The organism is Actinoplanes sp. NPDC048988, assembly GCF_043197815.1.
GTDB lineage: Bacteria > Actinomycetota > Actinomycetes > Mycobacteriales > Micromonosporaceae > Actinoplanes.
The window spans coordinates 60,315-74,519 of record NZ_JBICTW010000013.1 but is presented as its reverse complement, the minus strand read 5'-3'; the positions used below and the strand labels follow the sequence as shown (position 1 = coordinate 74,519).

Sequence of the window (14,205 nt, the reverse complement as noted above, 5' to 3'; positions counted from 1 at the left end):
CCCTCGGGTTACGTCCTTTCCGGGTGCGCAGCCGGCGCCTCACCCACGCGACTTTTGGCCTATTTTGGGACTGACGATGAATGATGAGCGGTTGTCGCTGGCGTTTCTCGGGACCTTCGAGTCGCTGCGGATGGGGCCGACCTTTGCGCGGGGGCGGCGGGACGAGCGGGCCGGGCATGTGCGGAGCCTGACCATCTCGGGGAGTCTCGTGGTGGCGCTGGTGCGGGGGCCCGACGATCCGCGGGCGTTCCGGGCGCGGATCGCGGTGCGGGCCTTCGGGGCGTCGGAGTGGGCGCGGGTCGAGGAGGACCTGGTCAGGGAGGCGCGCTTCGCGGCTGATCTGCTCGCGGGGCGGATGCCACCGGGCATCGGCCAGGTGTTTCAGGCGGCCGGGCTGTCGCTGGTGCCGTTGTCGCTGGACGAAGTGGCGATGGATTGCACCTGCGAGCGGTGGCCCATGCCGTGCGTGCACCTGGCGGCCACGAGTTACGCGCTGGCGCGCAGCTTCGAGGAGGATCCGTTCGGCGCCTTCACCTGGCGGGGCCGGGGCCGGGACGAACTGCTGCTGCGCCTGCGCGAGCTGCGCAGCGCCCGCGCGGTCACCGGCGATCCGGCCGCTTCCGCCGGCGGTCTGGGCGTTCCCGCTGGTGGCCAGGGTGCTTCCGCTGGCGCTATGGGCGCTTTCGCCGGTGGCCAAGGCGCTTCGACCGGTGGCCAAGGTGCTTCCGCCGGCGGTATGGGTGCTTCCGCTGGCGCTCGGGCCGCTTCCGGCGGCGGTATGGGCGCGTCCGCCGATTTCGGGGCGAGCGGGGCCGTGGTGGATGACGCCGTCCCCGATCTGGGTGATCAGCTGGGCGACGCGGCGGACTTCTGGGGGAGCGGGCTTGGCGAGCCGGCCGTGCCCACCGGGGGTCGGCCCGGGGCCGTGACCAGGCCGGACGCGTTGCTCGACCAGCTTGATCCGCCGGGGCTGGCCCATGATGGGCGCCCGATTGTGGACGTTTTGCGACCCGCGTACCTCGCGCTGCCGGAAACCTAGCGGAAGTCCGTTCTCCCACGATCGGGTTACACGCTCCGAAACCGGCCCGTGACTTTCCGTTTTCATGATCTCCTTCTTGGGACACAGCGTTTTGTCAAGAGAAGGTGTGACATGAACCGAATCACCCGAATGCTGATGGTTTCCGGTCTGGGTGTCGTCGCCGCCGCGACGCTGGGTGCTGGTACGGCCGTGGCCGCCACCGGCAGCAGCTCGAACGTCGCCCCGCAGGCGTCGTCGAGCACGGCGAAGCACTGGGACGACGATGACGAGCGCGTCGTCGGCTACTACCGCGACTACCGTCGCTGCGTCATCGCCGGCCGCATCGGGGAGCGTTTCGACCGCTGGGACGACGCCGAGTGCGTGCCGGTCGGCTACGGCTTCCACCGTCGCTGGGCCCTCGTGGTCGAGGACAACGACGACTGGGACGACTGGAGCGACAGCTGGTACAACTGGAACAGCGACGACTTCGGCGACCGCGGTCCGGGCTACTACCACCGCTACCACCACCGCAAGCACAAGTTCTGATCGTCAGATCAGTAAGCACCACATCGAGCCACGGCCCCGCAGGGCCGTGGCTCGACTGTTTGGGGCAGTCACGCGGTGGGTGCGGCGAGCCTGGCAGAGCAGGATGGCGGCGTAACCGTGGGAGCCGTGCTGGGCGGTGGGGACGACCTCGATTCCCTCGTGCAGGGGCTCGAAGTCCGGGTGCAGGGCGGCTCGGAGGTCACGTTCGTCGATGTCGGCGGCGGGGAAGGTCTTGCCGCCCACCGTGTAGCCGCGGCAGCGGCGTAGCGCCGCCGTGAGGAACAGGCCGCCGGGCTGGACCAGGCCGGTGATGTGCCGGGTGAACATTTCCCAGGTGGCGCGGTCGTTCGTGGCCGAGTCCGCGCAGTAGGCGCTGACCACCGTCGGGTAGCTCCGGTTCAGCGGGCGGGGGTGGCGGGCGTCCACCCGTACCAAAGCGGTGATTTTGGCCCTGGTCATGTCTTCACGGGTGGTCACCTCGTCGTCGGTCGGATGGTCGATGCCCTCGCATTGCAGTGTGTAGCGGACGAACGGCCGCCAGTCGTGGGCGTCCGGGGCGCGGTCGATCCACCTCTGGATCGCGGCCAGGTTCTCGGGCAGGTAGTCGCCCAGATGGATCTCGGACGCCGTCGCGGCGGACGCGAAGACGTGGTGGAGGGTGGGGCCGGTCCCGAAGTACAGGATGGGCCGGTCGGGGTCGGTGTGGCGCATGGCGTCGACCAGGAACCTGATCGTGGCGATCTCGTCCGGCTCGACCGTGCGGTAGTAGTCGGTCAGATACTCGGCCGGCACCCAGTCGGTGTCGAACGACGCGTGCCGGCCCAGCCGGGTCCGGGTCAGCCGGGCGAGGACGGCCTCGTAGAACGCCGCGCCCAGGTTGGCGCCGGCGAGGAAGATCAGGGCCTCGTCGGTGGTGATCGAGTCGGTCGCGACCGCGGCGCCGAAGGCGGCCGTGTAGTACGGCACCTCCTTGACGACCTCGGTTCCGGTGTACGCCGCGGCGGCGGCCAGCCGAGCGGCGCGCTCACCGCCGAAACGGCGCCGGGTGACGTCGTACGCCAGCTTGGAAAGCACGTTGGTGCTCGTCCCGGTGGCCGCCAGCAGAGATCCGTTCGCCCGCAGGTTGGCCCGCAGCCCGAACACCCAGGCGGTGTAACTGGCGAGGACGACCGCCACCACCGGTCCCTGGCCGAGGCCGGTGAGCAGCCCGGAGGCGACCAGGCCGGCTCCGGTGACGGCCGCCCAGGCGTCCAGCGCGAGGGTGGACGCCGCGGTGGCCGCCAGGCTGACCGGCCAGGCGACGAGGGATCGGACCATGCCGCCCAGGGTCGGCCCAACCGGTGCTCACCTGCCAGGTCAGATAGTGGTCAATCGCTGCTCGGAGAGTAGGGGGATCAGGGCGTCGCCGACGCGGGCCGTCTCCCGGCGGTAGGGGGTGTCGGACAGGACGAAGTGCGTGATGCCCAGGTCGGCGTACTGGCGCAGGGCGGCCGCCACGTCGTCGGCGGATCCGACCAGCCAGGTCGTGCCGGCGCCGCCCCCGCCGTGACGGCCGGGCGCGGTGTAGAGGCAGGAGTCCAGGACGTCGCCTCGCGCGGCCAGGTCGAGCAGGCGCTGCTGGCCGACCGCCGGGCCGCGCAGCAGGTCGGGCGAGGCCGAGCGGGCGGCCATGTCGGCGACCTTCGCCTCGGCGTCGCGCCACGCCTGTTCCGTGGTGTCGCGGACCAGCGTGGTGATGCGCAGGCCGAACTCCAGCGGCGGCAGATCCCGGTCGAGGTCGCTGCTCAACCGGCGCAGGCGGGCGATGCGGTCGGCCACGCCTTCCAGCGGTTCGCCCCAGAAGAGCTGCACGTCGGCTTCGGTCGCGGCGACCTTTTCGGCGGCGGGGGAGGCGCCTCCGAAATAGAGACGAGGACCTTTGCCGTACGGCCGGGGCGCCACCGTCGAATCGGTGACGCTGAAGTGCTCCCCCTCGTACGACACCCGCTCCTCGGTCCACAGGCGGCGCGTGATGCGCATGAATTCCCTGGTCCGCGCGTAGCGCTGGGCCTGATCGCCTTCGACGTCGCCGTAGGCGGCCAGGTTGTCCTTCCCGCTCACGATGTTGATCAGCAGCCGGCCGCCGGAGAGCCGATCCAGCGTGGCCGCGGCGCTCGCGAAGTGCGCGGGCTGCCAGTAGCCGGGCCGGATGGCCGCGAGCGGCCGGAACGTGGTGGTCCGGGCGGCGAGCGCGGTGGCGACCGTGAACGTGTCGGGCCGGCCCCAGCCGGTGCCGATCAACGCTCCCGACCAGCCGTGTCTCTCGGCGGTCAGGGCGAGCTCGACGCTGTGGTCGAGGGTGCCGTAGCCGTCGACGGCGTCGTCGCCGCGGTGGCCGGGTTCGACCGTGTTCGGGATGTACCACAGGAAGGTGGGGCTCATGCGGCGCTCCGGCGTCGGCGGGACAGGTCGGTGATGGCCGGCGGCTGGTAGCCCTGGTCCCGCGACGACAGGGTGACGCCGGGTGGCACGATCTTGTCGATCTCGTCGAGGACGTCCCGGGACAGCCGGACCTGGGCGGCGCCGAGCTGGCCTGTGTCGACCAGGTTGATGCCGGCGTCGAGGGCGCGGTGGATGATCCGGACGCGGTCGTCGTGGTCGGTGTTGCCGCGCGAGCCGAACATCATGGTGCCGAGCGCGAGAGCGCTGACCTTGACACCGGTGCGGCCGAGCGGGCGAAGCGGAATGCTCATCGGGAGGCCGGTTCCCAACTGTTCGCAGGGCGGGGGAGTCCGTAGTGTTCGCGCAGCGTGGCGCCGGTGTACTCGGTGCGGAACAGGCCGCGCTCCCGCAGGATCGGGAGGACTTTGTCGACGAAGGCGATCAAGCCGGAGGGCAGAACGGCGGGCATGATGTTGAAGCCGTCGGCGGCGCCGCCGTCGAACCATTCCTCGATGGCGTCGGCGACCTGGACCGGGGTGCCGGTGAACGTACGGTGGCCGCGGCCGCCGCCGAGGCGGCCGATCAGCTGCCGCACGGTCAGGTTCTCCCGTTTCGCCAGGTCGACGATCAGGGTGAACCGGCTCTTGGCGCCCTCGATCTCGTCCTCGGTGGGCAGCAGCTCGACCGGCAGCGGCTCGTCGAGTCTCAGCAGCTCCTCGTCGAGGCCGAACCGTTCGGCGAGCTGCCGGCGGGCGTACTCGGGGCTGATCAGGCGCTCCAGCTCGGCTTCCCGCTCGCGGGCCTCGGCCGGGGTGTCACCGATCACCGGCACGATCCCGGGCAGGATCTTGATGCTGTCCGGGTCACGGCCCAGTTCGGCCGTACGCCGCTTGAGGTCCCGATAGAACGCCTGCCCTTCCGCCAGCGTCTGCTGCGCGGTGAAGACCGCCTCGGCCCAGCGGGCGGCGAATTCCCGGCCGTCCTCCGACGAGCCGGCCTGCACGAGCAGCGGATAGCCCTGCGGGGAACGCGGCACGTTCAGCGGCCCGTCGACCCGGAAGTGGCGCCCGTGGTGGTTGATCGCCCGGACCTTGCCGGCGTCGGCGTGGACGCCGGCCACCTTGTCGGCCCGGACCGCGTCGTCGGCCCAGCTGTCCCAGAGTTTGGTGGCGACTTCGACGAACTCGGCCGCCCGCTCGTAGCGGTCCCGATGGGCGGGCACGTCGTCGAGACCGAAGTTGCGAGCGGCGTCGGCGCCCGCGGTGGTGACTATGTTCCAGCCCGCCCGGCCCCGCGACACGTGGTCGATCGAGGCGAAACGGCGGGCCAGGTTGTACGGCTCGTTGTAGGACGTCGAGGCCGTCGCGATCAGCCCGATCCGCTCGGTGACCACGGCCAGCGCCGTGAGCAGGACCGTCGGCTCCAGCTTGCCGGCCGGCCGTCGCCCGGGATGGCCGTTCAGGACCGGGCTGTCGGCGAAGAAGACCGAGTCGAGTTTGCCGCGCTCGGCGATCCGGGCCAGCTCCTGGAAATGCTTCACGTCCCAGTCGGCGTACGGGTCGGACTCGGGCAGCCGCCACGACGCCTCGTGGTGGCCGACGCCCATCAGGAAGGCGTTGAGGTGCAGCTCGCGGGTCATCGCCGGCCCTCCTCGTCCACGCCCAGCCGGTCCAGCAGCAGCGTCCGCAGCGCGGCGAACCCGGCGTCCGAGCGGGACCGGTTCACCAGGTCCACCCGCACGTCGGTGTCGACGACACCCGCGTCCAGCAGGATCACCCGGTCGGCCAGCACGATCGCCTCGTCGACGTCGTGCGTGACCAGCAGCACCGCGGGCCGGTGGGTTTCGCACAGCTTGCGCAGCAGGGCGTGCATCCGGATCCGGGTCAGCGCGTCGAGAGCGCCGAACGGCTCGTCGGCCAGCAGCAGCTGTGGCTCCCGGACCAGCGACCGGGCCAGCGCGGCCCGTTGCTGCTCGCCACCGGAGAGCTGATGCGGCCAGGCCCTTTCCCGGCCGGCCAGCCCGACCTCGGCCAGGGCGTTCGCGCCGCGTTCCCGGGCGTCGGCGCCCCGCAACCCGAAGATCACGTTGTCCAGGACCCGTTTCCACGGCAGCAGCCGGGAATCCTGGAACACCACCGACACCGCGCCCGGCACGGTGATCTGCCCGTACCCGTCGACGTCGCGGTCGAGGCCGGCCAGCGCCCGCAGCAGAGTGCTCTTGCCGGTGCCGGACCGGCCGATCAGCGCCACGAACTCGCCGGGGGCGATGTCCAGGTCGAGCCCGTTGAGGACGCCACCCTTGCTGGTGAAGGAGCGATGCAGATTTCGTACCCGGACCGCCTGCTGAGTGCTCAGCCCTCGAGTGTCTGTCGCCATGCCAGCACCTTCCTTGCCGTGAGCCGGACCGCGCTGTCGGCGCAGTATCCGAAGACGCCGTAGATGACCAGGCCGACCACGATCACGTCGGTCTGCCCGTACTGTTCGGCGAGGCTGATCATGTGGCCGATGCCGGCGACCGCGTTGTACTGCTCGACGACCACCAGGCCCAGCAGCGACGACGTGACCGCGAACCGCATGCCGAGCAGGAACCCGGGCAGCGCCCCGGGCAACACCACGTGCCGGATGAAGTCGCCGCGGCCGATCCCGATCGTCTCGGCCAGCTCGGCGTACTTGCCGTCGATGCCGCGCAGTCCGTTGTGCGTGTGGACGTAGATCGGGATCAGGCTGATCAGCGCGATCGTGATGATCTTCATCTCCTGGCCGATGCCGAACCAGGCGATGAGCAGCGGAATGATCGCCAGGGTCGGCACCGACCGCTTGATCTGGATCGGGCCGTCGATCACCGACTCGCCGGCCCGCGACAATCCGGAGATCACCGCCAGGACCGCTCCGGTCACCACGCCGAGGCTCAGGCCGATGACCGCGCGCTGCAGCGAGGACAGGATGTTGGTGAGCAGGTCGTGGTCGGCCCACTGGTCCTCGAACGCCACCGCCACGTCCCACGGGGCCGACAGGATCGCCGGCTGGATCACGCCGGTCGCGGAGCCCGCCGACCAGACGGCCAGGGCGAGCAGCGGGCCGATCCAGAACGCGAAACGGATGCGCCGGCCGGGACCCAGCCGGCGGCGTACGACCCGGGCGTCGGTCTTGTCGTCGGTCTTCGGGGCCGTGACGTGCAGGGCGGCGGTCATGCGGCATCACCCGTGACCACCCGGGAACCCGCGGCCTCCGCCTGCACCTTCTCGAACCGGCGGTCGACCAGCGTGGTCACGTCCAGCTTGTCGTGGTCCTGCTCCTGGGCCAGCAGATCGGCGGTCTCCTGGAGGCGGACGATCGCCGCGTCCCAGGTGGAGGGGATGGCCTTGTCGCCGCCGATCTCGACGACGGCCTTCGCGTCCGCCTCGTCGAGTCCCTGGGTGTCCACGTAGTAGGCCTTCGCGACCTCGGCTTCGTGGTCGTTGGCCCACAGCAGAGCCTTGGTGCGCACGGCGACGTAGACCTTCAGTGCCGCCGCCTTCTCCGCGTTCTCGACGGCCGAGGTGAGGCAGTACAGCGTCGACGCGTCGTCGCGGATGCCGGTGTCGATCGAGGTGGCGCCCGGATACTTCGCCTCGTAGATCTTGATGTTCTGGGCGCCGATCGGCGCCACGTCGACGGATCTGCTGCCGAGCGCGGTCACGTAGGAGTCGCCGGTGCTGGTCAGTTCGACCAGCTGCACGTCCTTCTGGCTCAGCCCCGCCTTGCGCAGCACCCGTAGCACCAGCGCGCCCTGCGCCTGCCCGGCGCTGTAGGCGATCTTCTTGCCCTTCAGGTCGGCCAGTGAGCTCACGCTCACGCCGGGGGCGACACCCAGCTTGTAGATCGGGTGCTCCAGCGGATCGACGGTGACCGACTGGAACACGATCCTCGTCGAGGTGCCCGTCCACGCGGCGAACAGCGACGGGATGTCAGCGACCGCGCTGCAGTCCAGCTTGTCGGCGCGGAAGGCCTGGATGCTCTGCGGGCCGCCGCTGATGTTGGCCCACTCGACCTTCACCCCGGCGGCGGTCAGCTCCTTGTCCAGACCCGCGGCCCCGATGATCGCTTGTAACTGCGGGTCGCCGAGGCGCAGGGTGGTGCCGCTGGGGACCTTGTCGGGCAGGGCGGCGTTCAGTTCCAGGGTCGCCTTCGGCTCGTCGGCGCCGCACGCCGCCACCGCCAGCACCAGCGCCGCGACGGGGATCGTTCTCCAAAATTTGATCATGGCTACCTTCTTCACAGAACGTGGAATGTGCCGGCGTGATACAGCAGGGGGGCGCTCTCGGCGGCCAGTTCGGCCTCCTCGACCCGGCCGATGATCAGGTGAGAGCCACCGGCCGGGTGGCGGTGCTCGATCGAGATCCGCAGCCAGGCCGCCGCGTCGTCCAGGACGGGTTCGCCGGTCGGCAGCCGGCGCCAGCGGGTGGCCCCGCCGAACCGGTCGATGCCGCTGGTGGCGAACGTCCGCGCCAGCTCGGTGTGCCCGGCGCCCAGCAGATGCACGACGGCGGTCTCGGCGTCCCGCAGGTGCGGCCATACCGACGCGGTCGCCACGATGCTGAACGACAGCAGTGGCGGCTCGGCCGAGAGCGAGGCGAGCGACGTGACGGTGAGACCGGCCGCGCCGCGCCCCGCGTCGGCCGTCACCACGGCCACGCCGGCGGCGTGGCGCCGGAACACCTGCCGGAAGATGGATGTGTCGAATGTGGACCGGGAATCGATGACAGTCATGGGCTTCCCCGTTCGCGAGCGGAGGGAGCGTGCCGTTCTTCAATTCATACTATGCAGCTAGGTTTAGAAGGCAACTATGCGCCCGAGTGAATTAAGTAATGCCTGCTAGATCAGGGGAGAGGCGTACACCTGATCAAGCGCGACGGCGCCGCCGGCGACCGCCAGGACGTTGTTCGGGAAGCTCGACGCATAGACGGTTGTCACCATGTCGGCTCCCGACGACGACGCCTCGGCGGCCTCCGCGCGCACCGTCGCGAGGCACTCCGGCAGCCGGTTCGCCCCCGCTTCGGCCACCACGAGGACCTCGGGGTCGAACAGATCGAGCAGCAGGGCGGCGGCGCGGCCCACGAGACGGGCCCGCTCCCGCAGCATCCCCAGAGCCTCGGCGCCGCCCGCCGCGGCCGCGTCCACCAGCGCGTGGATGTCCGGCCGGTCGATCACCCCGGCGCCGTACGCCCGGCGCACCAGCGCCCGCTCACCGACCGCCGCCCGCAGGCAGCCCACACGACCGCAGGAACAGGGTTCGGCGCAGCCGTCGACCGGCAGGTGAGCGACAGCGCCGGCCGCCGACCGGGGACCCTGATGGACGACGCCGCCGGTGGCGAACGCGACATCCACGACGTTGCCCACGAACAGCTGCACCGCGCTCTGGCGTGCCCGGCCGGCCACCCGCCCGAGCAACTGCTCGGCCCGCAGCAGGGCCCGGGAGTTGCTGTCCACCCACACCGGCAGGCCGGTGGCCTCGCCGAGGGCGGCGCCGGCCCGGACGTCGCGCCAGCGGAGGACCGGATGCTCGACGACCGTGCCCCGGGCGGCGTCGACCCAGCCGCCGGTGGCCAGTCCCAGGCCCAGGATCCGCCGGCGGCGGCCGTGCTCGCGCCGTACGGCGGCGATGGTGGTGGCGAGCGCGCCGAGGACGCTGTCCGGGTCGCGGCGGCCGTGCGGGTACTGCCGCTGGGTGATCACCCGCCCGCGCAGGTCGAGCAGGGCGACCGTGGCGCGGGGGACCGCGATGTGGGCGCCGATGACGCCGACCGCGTCGGACTCGACGTCCAACGGCACGTGCGGCCGCCCGATCCCCGGCGGCCCGACCGCCTCCGGCGCCTCACGGACCAGGCCCTGACTCAGCAGGGACGTCGCCACGCCGGTCACCGTCGCGGCGGACAGTCTGGTCGCCCGGGCGATCGAGCTCCGCGCGATCGGCCCGTGGTCGAGGACGGCCCGCAGCACCGCCGCCGCCGTGTCCGGCGACCGGCGCGACGCGGGCAGCGGCAGGTCGGTGCGGCGGGTGGGTTGCACGCCGCTCACGGACCACCCGGGATCATTCGTCGACGCTAACCCGGCGATCACCCGGAGACGGCACTACGTCATCAGATGTTTGACAGTCAGTAATACGTACTCACCAAGGCATCGGCTCGTAGTCCTTGAGGAAGCACCCGTAGACGTCCTCGCCCAGCTCGCCCCGGACGATCGGGTCGTAGACGCGGGCGGCGCCGTCGACCAGGTCGAGCGGGGCGTGGAAGCCCTCCTCGTGCAGGCGCATCTTGGTCGGGTGGGGGCGCTCGTCGGTGATCCAGCCGGTGTCGACGCTGGTCATCAGGATGTCGTCGGCGAACAGGTCGGCCGCGCTGGTCCGGGTGAGCATGTTCAGGGCGGCCTTGGCCATGTTCGTGTGCGGGTGGCCGGCGCCCTTGTAGCCGCGGTTGAAGACGCCCTCCATGGCCGAGACGTTCACCACGTAGCGGCGCGGGAACGGTGACTGGACCATCGACTCGCGCAGGCGGCTGACCAGGATGAACGGGGCCGTGACGTTGCAGAGCTGAACTTCCAGGAGCTCCAGCGCGTCGACCTCGTGGACCCGGTCGCTCCAGCTGTTCGTCGACGTGGTGTCGGGGACCAGGCCGCCGGCGTCGATGGCCACCGAGCGGGCGGTCAGGGCCAGCGAGGTGATCTCGTCGGGGCTCAGGACGGCGGACGCGCCGGTGGTCAGGACCGCGGCCGGCGAGGTGCCGGCGCCGCCGAAGTACTCGAGCTGGGGCAGGTCGCCGGAGGGCAGCGGCTCCTTCTCGGCGGCGGAGATGGCGGCATAGGAGCCGGGCGTACGCCGTACGGTCTGGGCCGCGTTGTTGATCAGAATGTCGAGCGGACCGCGGGCCGCGACCGAGTCGGCCAGGGCGACCACCTGGGCCGGGTCGCGCAGGTCGATGCCGACCACATGCAGGCGCTTGAGCCAGTCGGCGCTGTCCGGCATGGCCTTGAAGCGGCGGACGGCGTCGTGCGGGAACCGGGTGGTGATCGTCAGGTCGGCGCCGTCGCGCAGCAGGCGCAGGGCGATGTACATGCCGATCTTGGCGCGGCCGCCGGTGAGCAGGGCGCGGCGGCCGGTCAGGTCGGTGCGGGCGTCGCGGCGGTCGTGGTTCTTCTCGGCGCAGGACGGGCACAGCTGGTGGTAGAAGGCGTCGACCTGGGTGTAGCGCTGCTTGCAGATGTAGCAGCCGCGGGCCTGGCGCAGCACCCCGGCCACGGCGGCCCGGGTGGTGCTCTTGAGCGGGATGCCGGCGGTCTCGTCGTCGATGCGGCCGGGGGCGCCGGTGGCGGTCGACGCGGTCACGGCGCGGTCGTTCGACAGGATGGCGTCGCGGCGGTCGCGGCGGCGCTGCATCTTGGCCGTCTTGTAGATACCCGCGGTGGCGCGGCGTACGGCCACGGCGTCGGGATGCTCCACGGGCAGGGACTCGACCTCGGCGAGCACCTCGAGGCAGAGCGCCAAGCGCTCGGGATCGACCCTTTTCTCCGACATACTGCCCTTATCCCTCGAGGTGAAACTTGCGGTGAACCACTCTACTTATCGAGTGCGGCGACCGTCTTCTCAAGGGCCTCGGCCAGGATTTCGGCGAGAGGGTTGGGACGGCGTTTCGGCATCACGATGCCGATGTAGCGGGTGGGGCAGGGCGGCCGGAGCGCGACGGTGGTCACGCCGCTGGTCAGCGCCACCCGGGGAATCATGCTGATGCCGACGCCGGCCCGCACGAGCGACTGCGCGAAGACGTAGTCGGTGCCGCGGCAGGCCACCTTGGGCTCGTAGCCGGCCATGGCCGCGTAATGCCCGAGCAGGTCGCCGACGACCAGGCAGCCGTGCACCCAGCGCTCGCCGGCCAGGTCGGCGATGGTGACGGCGTCCCGGCCGGCCAACTGATGATCGTCGGGCACCGCGATCCACATGGGGTCGTCCATGAGCGGGGTGAAGCACAGCCCGGCCGGCTGTGGCGGCGGCCCGTCGTAGTGGTAGACCAGCGCGAGGTCGGCCGCGCCCTCGCGGACCAGCGGGATCGCGTCCTCCGGCTCGTTCTCGAGGACGGCCAGTTCGACGCCGGGCCGTTCTCGGGCGAACCGGGTCAGGGCGGCCGGCAGGAGCCGCTGGCCGCCGCTGGTGAAGGTGGCGACGGTGAGCGTGCCGGTGCCGTCCTGGGCGAGCCGGCCGATCTCGTGTTCGGCGCTGGCCAGTTCGGCCGCGATGGCGTCACCGGCGTCGACCAGCACCCGGCCGGCGTCGGTGAGCTCGACGCCGCGCGTGCTCCGGGTCGCCACGACCGTGCCGAGGGAGCGTTCCAGGGCGCTGATCTGCTGCGACACAGCCGAGGGGGTGATCCGCAGGGCGGCGGCCGCGCGGTTGAAGCTGCCGAGGCGAGCCACTTCACGCAGGATCTCGAGCCGCCGTACCTCGATCATCCCGTCCAACCTCCCCGCCGCCGCCCTTGACTCGACGAAACAGTAAGAATTCCTAATCACCGCATCAGCACGTAGGTACTACCGCTTACCACCGTAGGCGACAAGGCTCGGGGTGTGAATCGTCGCGCCTGGCTTCTCTTCCTGCTCGTTTCCCTGCTCTGGGGTATCCCGTACTTCCTCATCAAGGTCGCCATCGAGGACCTCTCACCGGTGCTGGTGGTGGCCGGGCGCATCGCCATCGCCGCGGTGATCCTGCTGCCGATCGCGGCCGCCCGGGGCACGCTGAGCCGCCTGCGCGGGCATCTCGGCCCGGTCGTGCTGCTGTCGTTCGTGCACATCACCGGGCCGTTCCTGCTGATCACTTACGGCGAGACGCACATCAGCTCGTCCCTGACCGGCCTGCTCATCGCGATCGAGCCGGTCGTCATCGCGCTGCTGATGGCGCGCCGGGAGCCGCTCAGCCCAATCCGGATCACCGGCCTGGCCCTCGGTTTCGGCGGGGTGGCCCTGCTGGTCGGCCTCGACCTGTCGGGCGACCGCTGGGGCCTGATCGGCGCCGGCATGGTGCTGGTGGCGACGGTCAGCTACGCGGTGGCGACGATGCTGGTGCAGCGCAAGCTGAGCGACGTGCCGACCGAGGCCCTGACCGGCGCGACGACGGGGATCAGCGCGCTCGTCCTGGCGCCCTTCGCGGCGTTCGCCCGGCCGGCTTCGCCGGTCTCCGGCTCGGCGTGGGCTTCGCTGGTGGTGCTGGGCCTCTTGTGTACGGCGGTGGCCCTGCTCGCCTTCTACCAGCTGATCGGGCTCGTCGGGTCGACGCGGGCGGGTCTGGTCACGTACGTCAATCCGGTCGTGGCCGTCCTTCTCGGCGTGATCCTGCTGAACGAGCACCTGGGCGTGAGCACGATCGCCGGGTTCGCCCTGGTGGCGGCCGGCTGCTGGCTGTCGACGCGCCCGGCGCCGGCGATGTCACCCGCGCTGACCGCCGCATAGGGTGGGCGGCATGCGGATTTTGATCACCGGGGCACGGCGGGGGATCGGCGCGGCCATCGCCGCCGGGCTGGCTAGTCCCGGGGACACCCTGCTGCTGCATCATCTGGGCGCCGCCGCGGAGGCTTCCGGCGTCGCTGCTCTTTGCCGCGACCGGGGTGCCGCGGCTTCCCTGCTCGAGGCGGATCTGACCGATCCGGTGGCTGTTCGCTCGCTGGCCGCCGAGGCCGGGCCGGTCGACATCCTGATCAACAACGCGGCCCGCGCCTCAAACATCAATTTTCCCGATTTGTCGTACGATGAGTGGTCGCAGACCTTCGCGGTGAACGTGACCGCGCCGATGCTGCTGGCTCAGGCGCTCAGCGAAGGCATGGCCGCCCGGGGCTGGGGCCGCATCGTCAACGTGGTCTCGCCGACCGTCGTGATGGGCGGGCCGTCCGGACCGGCGTACGTCTCCAGCAAGGCCGCGCTGATCGGGCTGACCCGGTCGCTCGCCCACGCCCTCGGCCCGCACGGCGTCACGGTCAACGCCCTGTCGCCCGGCGCGATCCGCACCGAAGGTGAGGCCGAACTGGCCAAGGGCCACGACCAGGAGGCGCACTCGCCGCTGCTGGCCCGGCAGGCGGTGCCCCGCCCCATCGTGCCGGAGGATCTGGTCGAGACGGTACGGCTGCTGGTCTCCGACGGCTCGGCCGCGCTCACCGGCCAGGTGATCGAAGTCGGCGGGGGACTGGTCTTCCGCTGACCGGCGT

General features: G+C 71.1%; 15 protein-coding genes. 4 read left to right on the top strand and 11 right to left on the bottom strand.

Features of this window, described 5'->3' with window-relative positions; all coding sequences use genetic code 11:
• Positions 1-76 precede the first annotated feature (76 nt).
• On the top strand, positions 77-1,039 hold the full coding sequence (locus ACGFJ7_RS32275; protein ID WP_392645524.1) for a hypothetical protein: 963 nt from the start codon (positions 77-79) through the stop codon (positions 1,037-1,039).
• A 111-nt stretch (positions 1,040-1,150) separates the two neighbouring features.
• A complete protein-coding gene (locus tag ACGFJ7_RS32270) occupies positions 1,151-1,564 on the top strand; it encodes a hypothetical protein (protein WP_360253321.1) in 414 nt (137 codons plus the stop codon).
• Positions 1,565-1,567: 3 nt separating this feature from the next.
• Here ACGFJ7_RS32270 and gntF read toward each other — a convergent pair whose 3' ends face one another.
• The 11 genes from gntF to ACGFJ7_RS32215 all read right to left on the bottom strand — a co-directional run bounded on the left by gntF (position 1,568) and on the right by ACGFJ7_RS32215 (position 12,463).
• Entirely contained in the window at positions 1,568-2,881 is a 1,314-nt protein-coding gene (gene gntF / locus ACGFJ7_RS32265; RefSeq protein WP_392645522.1) for a guanitoxin biosynthesis pre-guanitoxin forming N-methyltransferase GntF, read from the bottom strand.
• A 39-nt stretch (positions 2,882-2,920) separates the two neighbouring features.
• Complete coding sequence (locus ACGFJ7_RS32260; RefSeq protein ID WP_360253317.1) at positions 2,921-3,985, bottom strand: LLM class flavin-dependent oxidoreductase; 1,065 nt, start codon at positions 3,983-3,985, stop codon at positions 2,921-2,923.
• On the bottom strand, positions 3,982-4,296 hold the full coding sequence (locus ACGFJ7_RS32255; RefSeq protein ID WP_392645520.1) for an aldo/keto reductase: 315 nt from the start codon (positions 4,294-4,296) through the stop codon (positions 3,982-3,984). The genes ACGFJ7_RS32260 and ACGFJ7_RS32255 overlap by 4 nt, the downstream gene beginning before the upstream one ends.
• Positions 4,293-5,624, bottom strand: a complete 1,332-nt coding sequence (locus ACGFJ7_RS32250) for an LLM class flavin-dependent oxidoreductase (RefSeq protein ID WP_392645518.1) — start codon at positions 5,622-5,624, stop codon at positions 4,293-4,295. The genes ACGFJ7_RS32255 and ACGFJ7_RS32250 overlap by 4 nt, the downstream gene beginning before the upstream one ends.
• Positions 5,621-6,361 carry an ABC transporter ATP-binding protein gene (locus tag ACGFJ7_RS32245; protein ID WP_360253313.1) on the bottom strand — a complete coding sequence of 247 codons (741 nt, stop codon included), beginning with the start codon at positions 6,359-6,361 and terminating at the stop codon, positions 5,621-5,623. The genes ACGFJ7_RS32250 and ACGFJ7_RS32245 overlap by 4 nt, the downstream gene beginning before the upstream one ends.
• Entirely contained in the window at positions 6,337-7,176 is an 840-nt protein-coding gene (locus ACGFJ7_RS32240) for an ABC transporter permease (RefSeq protein ID WP_392645516.1), read from the bottom strand. The genes ACGFJ7_RS32245 and ACGFJ7_RS32240 overlap by 25 nt, the downstream gene beginning before the upstream one ends.
• On the bottom strand, positions 7,173-8,228 hold the full coding sequence (locus tag ACGFJ7_RS32235) for an ABC transporter substrate-binding protein (protein ID WP_392645515.1): 1,056 nt from the start codon (positions 8,226-8,228) through the stop codon (positions 7,173-7,175). The genes ACGFJ7_RS32240 and ACGFJ7_RS32235 overlap by 4 nt, the downstream gene beginning before the upstream one ends.
• A gap of 11 nt (positions 8,229-8,239) precedes the next feature.
• Positions 8,240-8,734 carry a flavin reductase family protein gene (locus ACGFJ7_RS32230; RefSeq protein ID WP_392645514.1) on the bottom strand — a complete coding sequence of 165 codons (495 nt, stop codon included), beginning with the start codon at positions 8,732-8,734 and terminating at the stop codon, positions 8,240-8,242.
• A 105-nt stretch (positions 8,735-8,839) separates the two neighbouring features.
• Positions 8,840-10,042: an ROK family transcriptional regulator gene (locus ACGFJ7_RS32225; protein WP_360253305.1), complete on the bottom strand. Its 1,203-nt coding sequence runs from the start codon at positions 10,040-10,042 to the stop codon at positions 8,840-8,842.
• Between the two features lie 91 nt (positions 10,043-10,133).
• Complete coding sequence (locus ACGFJ7_RS32220) at positions 10,134-11,534, bottom strand: SDR family NAD(P)-dependent oxidoreductase (RefSeq protein ID WP_392645512.1); 1,401 nt, start codon at positions 11,532-11,534, stop codon at positions 10,134-10,136.
• A 41-nt stretch (positions 11,535-11,575) separates the two neighbouring features.
• Complete coding sequence (locus ACGFJ7_RS32215; protein WP_360253301.1) at positions 11,576-12,463, bottom strand: LysR substrate-binding domain-containing protein; 888 nt, start codon at positions 12,461-12,463, stop codon at positions 11,576-11,578.
• Between the two features lie 114 nt (positions 12,464-12,577).
• On the opposite strand from ACGFJ7_RS32215, the gene ACGFJ7_RS32210 reads away from it, so the two are divergent.
• Positions 12,578-13,456 (top strand): DMT family transporter, encoded by an 879-nt coding sequence (locus ACGFJ7_RS32210; RefSeq protein ID WP_360253299.1) that lies wholly within the window; start codon positions 12,578-12,580, stop codon positions 13,454-13,456.
• A gap of 10 nt (positions 13,457-13,466) precedes the next feature.
• Complete coding sequence (locus ACGFJ7_RS32205) at positions 13,467-14,198, top strand: SDR family NAD(P)-dependent oxidoreductase (protein ID WP_392645511.1); 732 nt, start codon at positions 13,467-13,469, stop codon at positions 14,196-14,198.
• Positions 14,199-14,205: the final 7 nt, after the last annotated feature.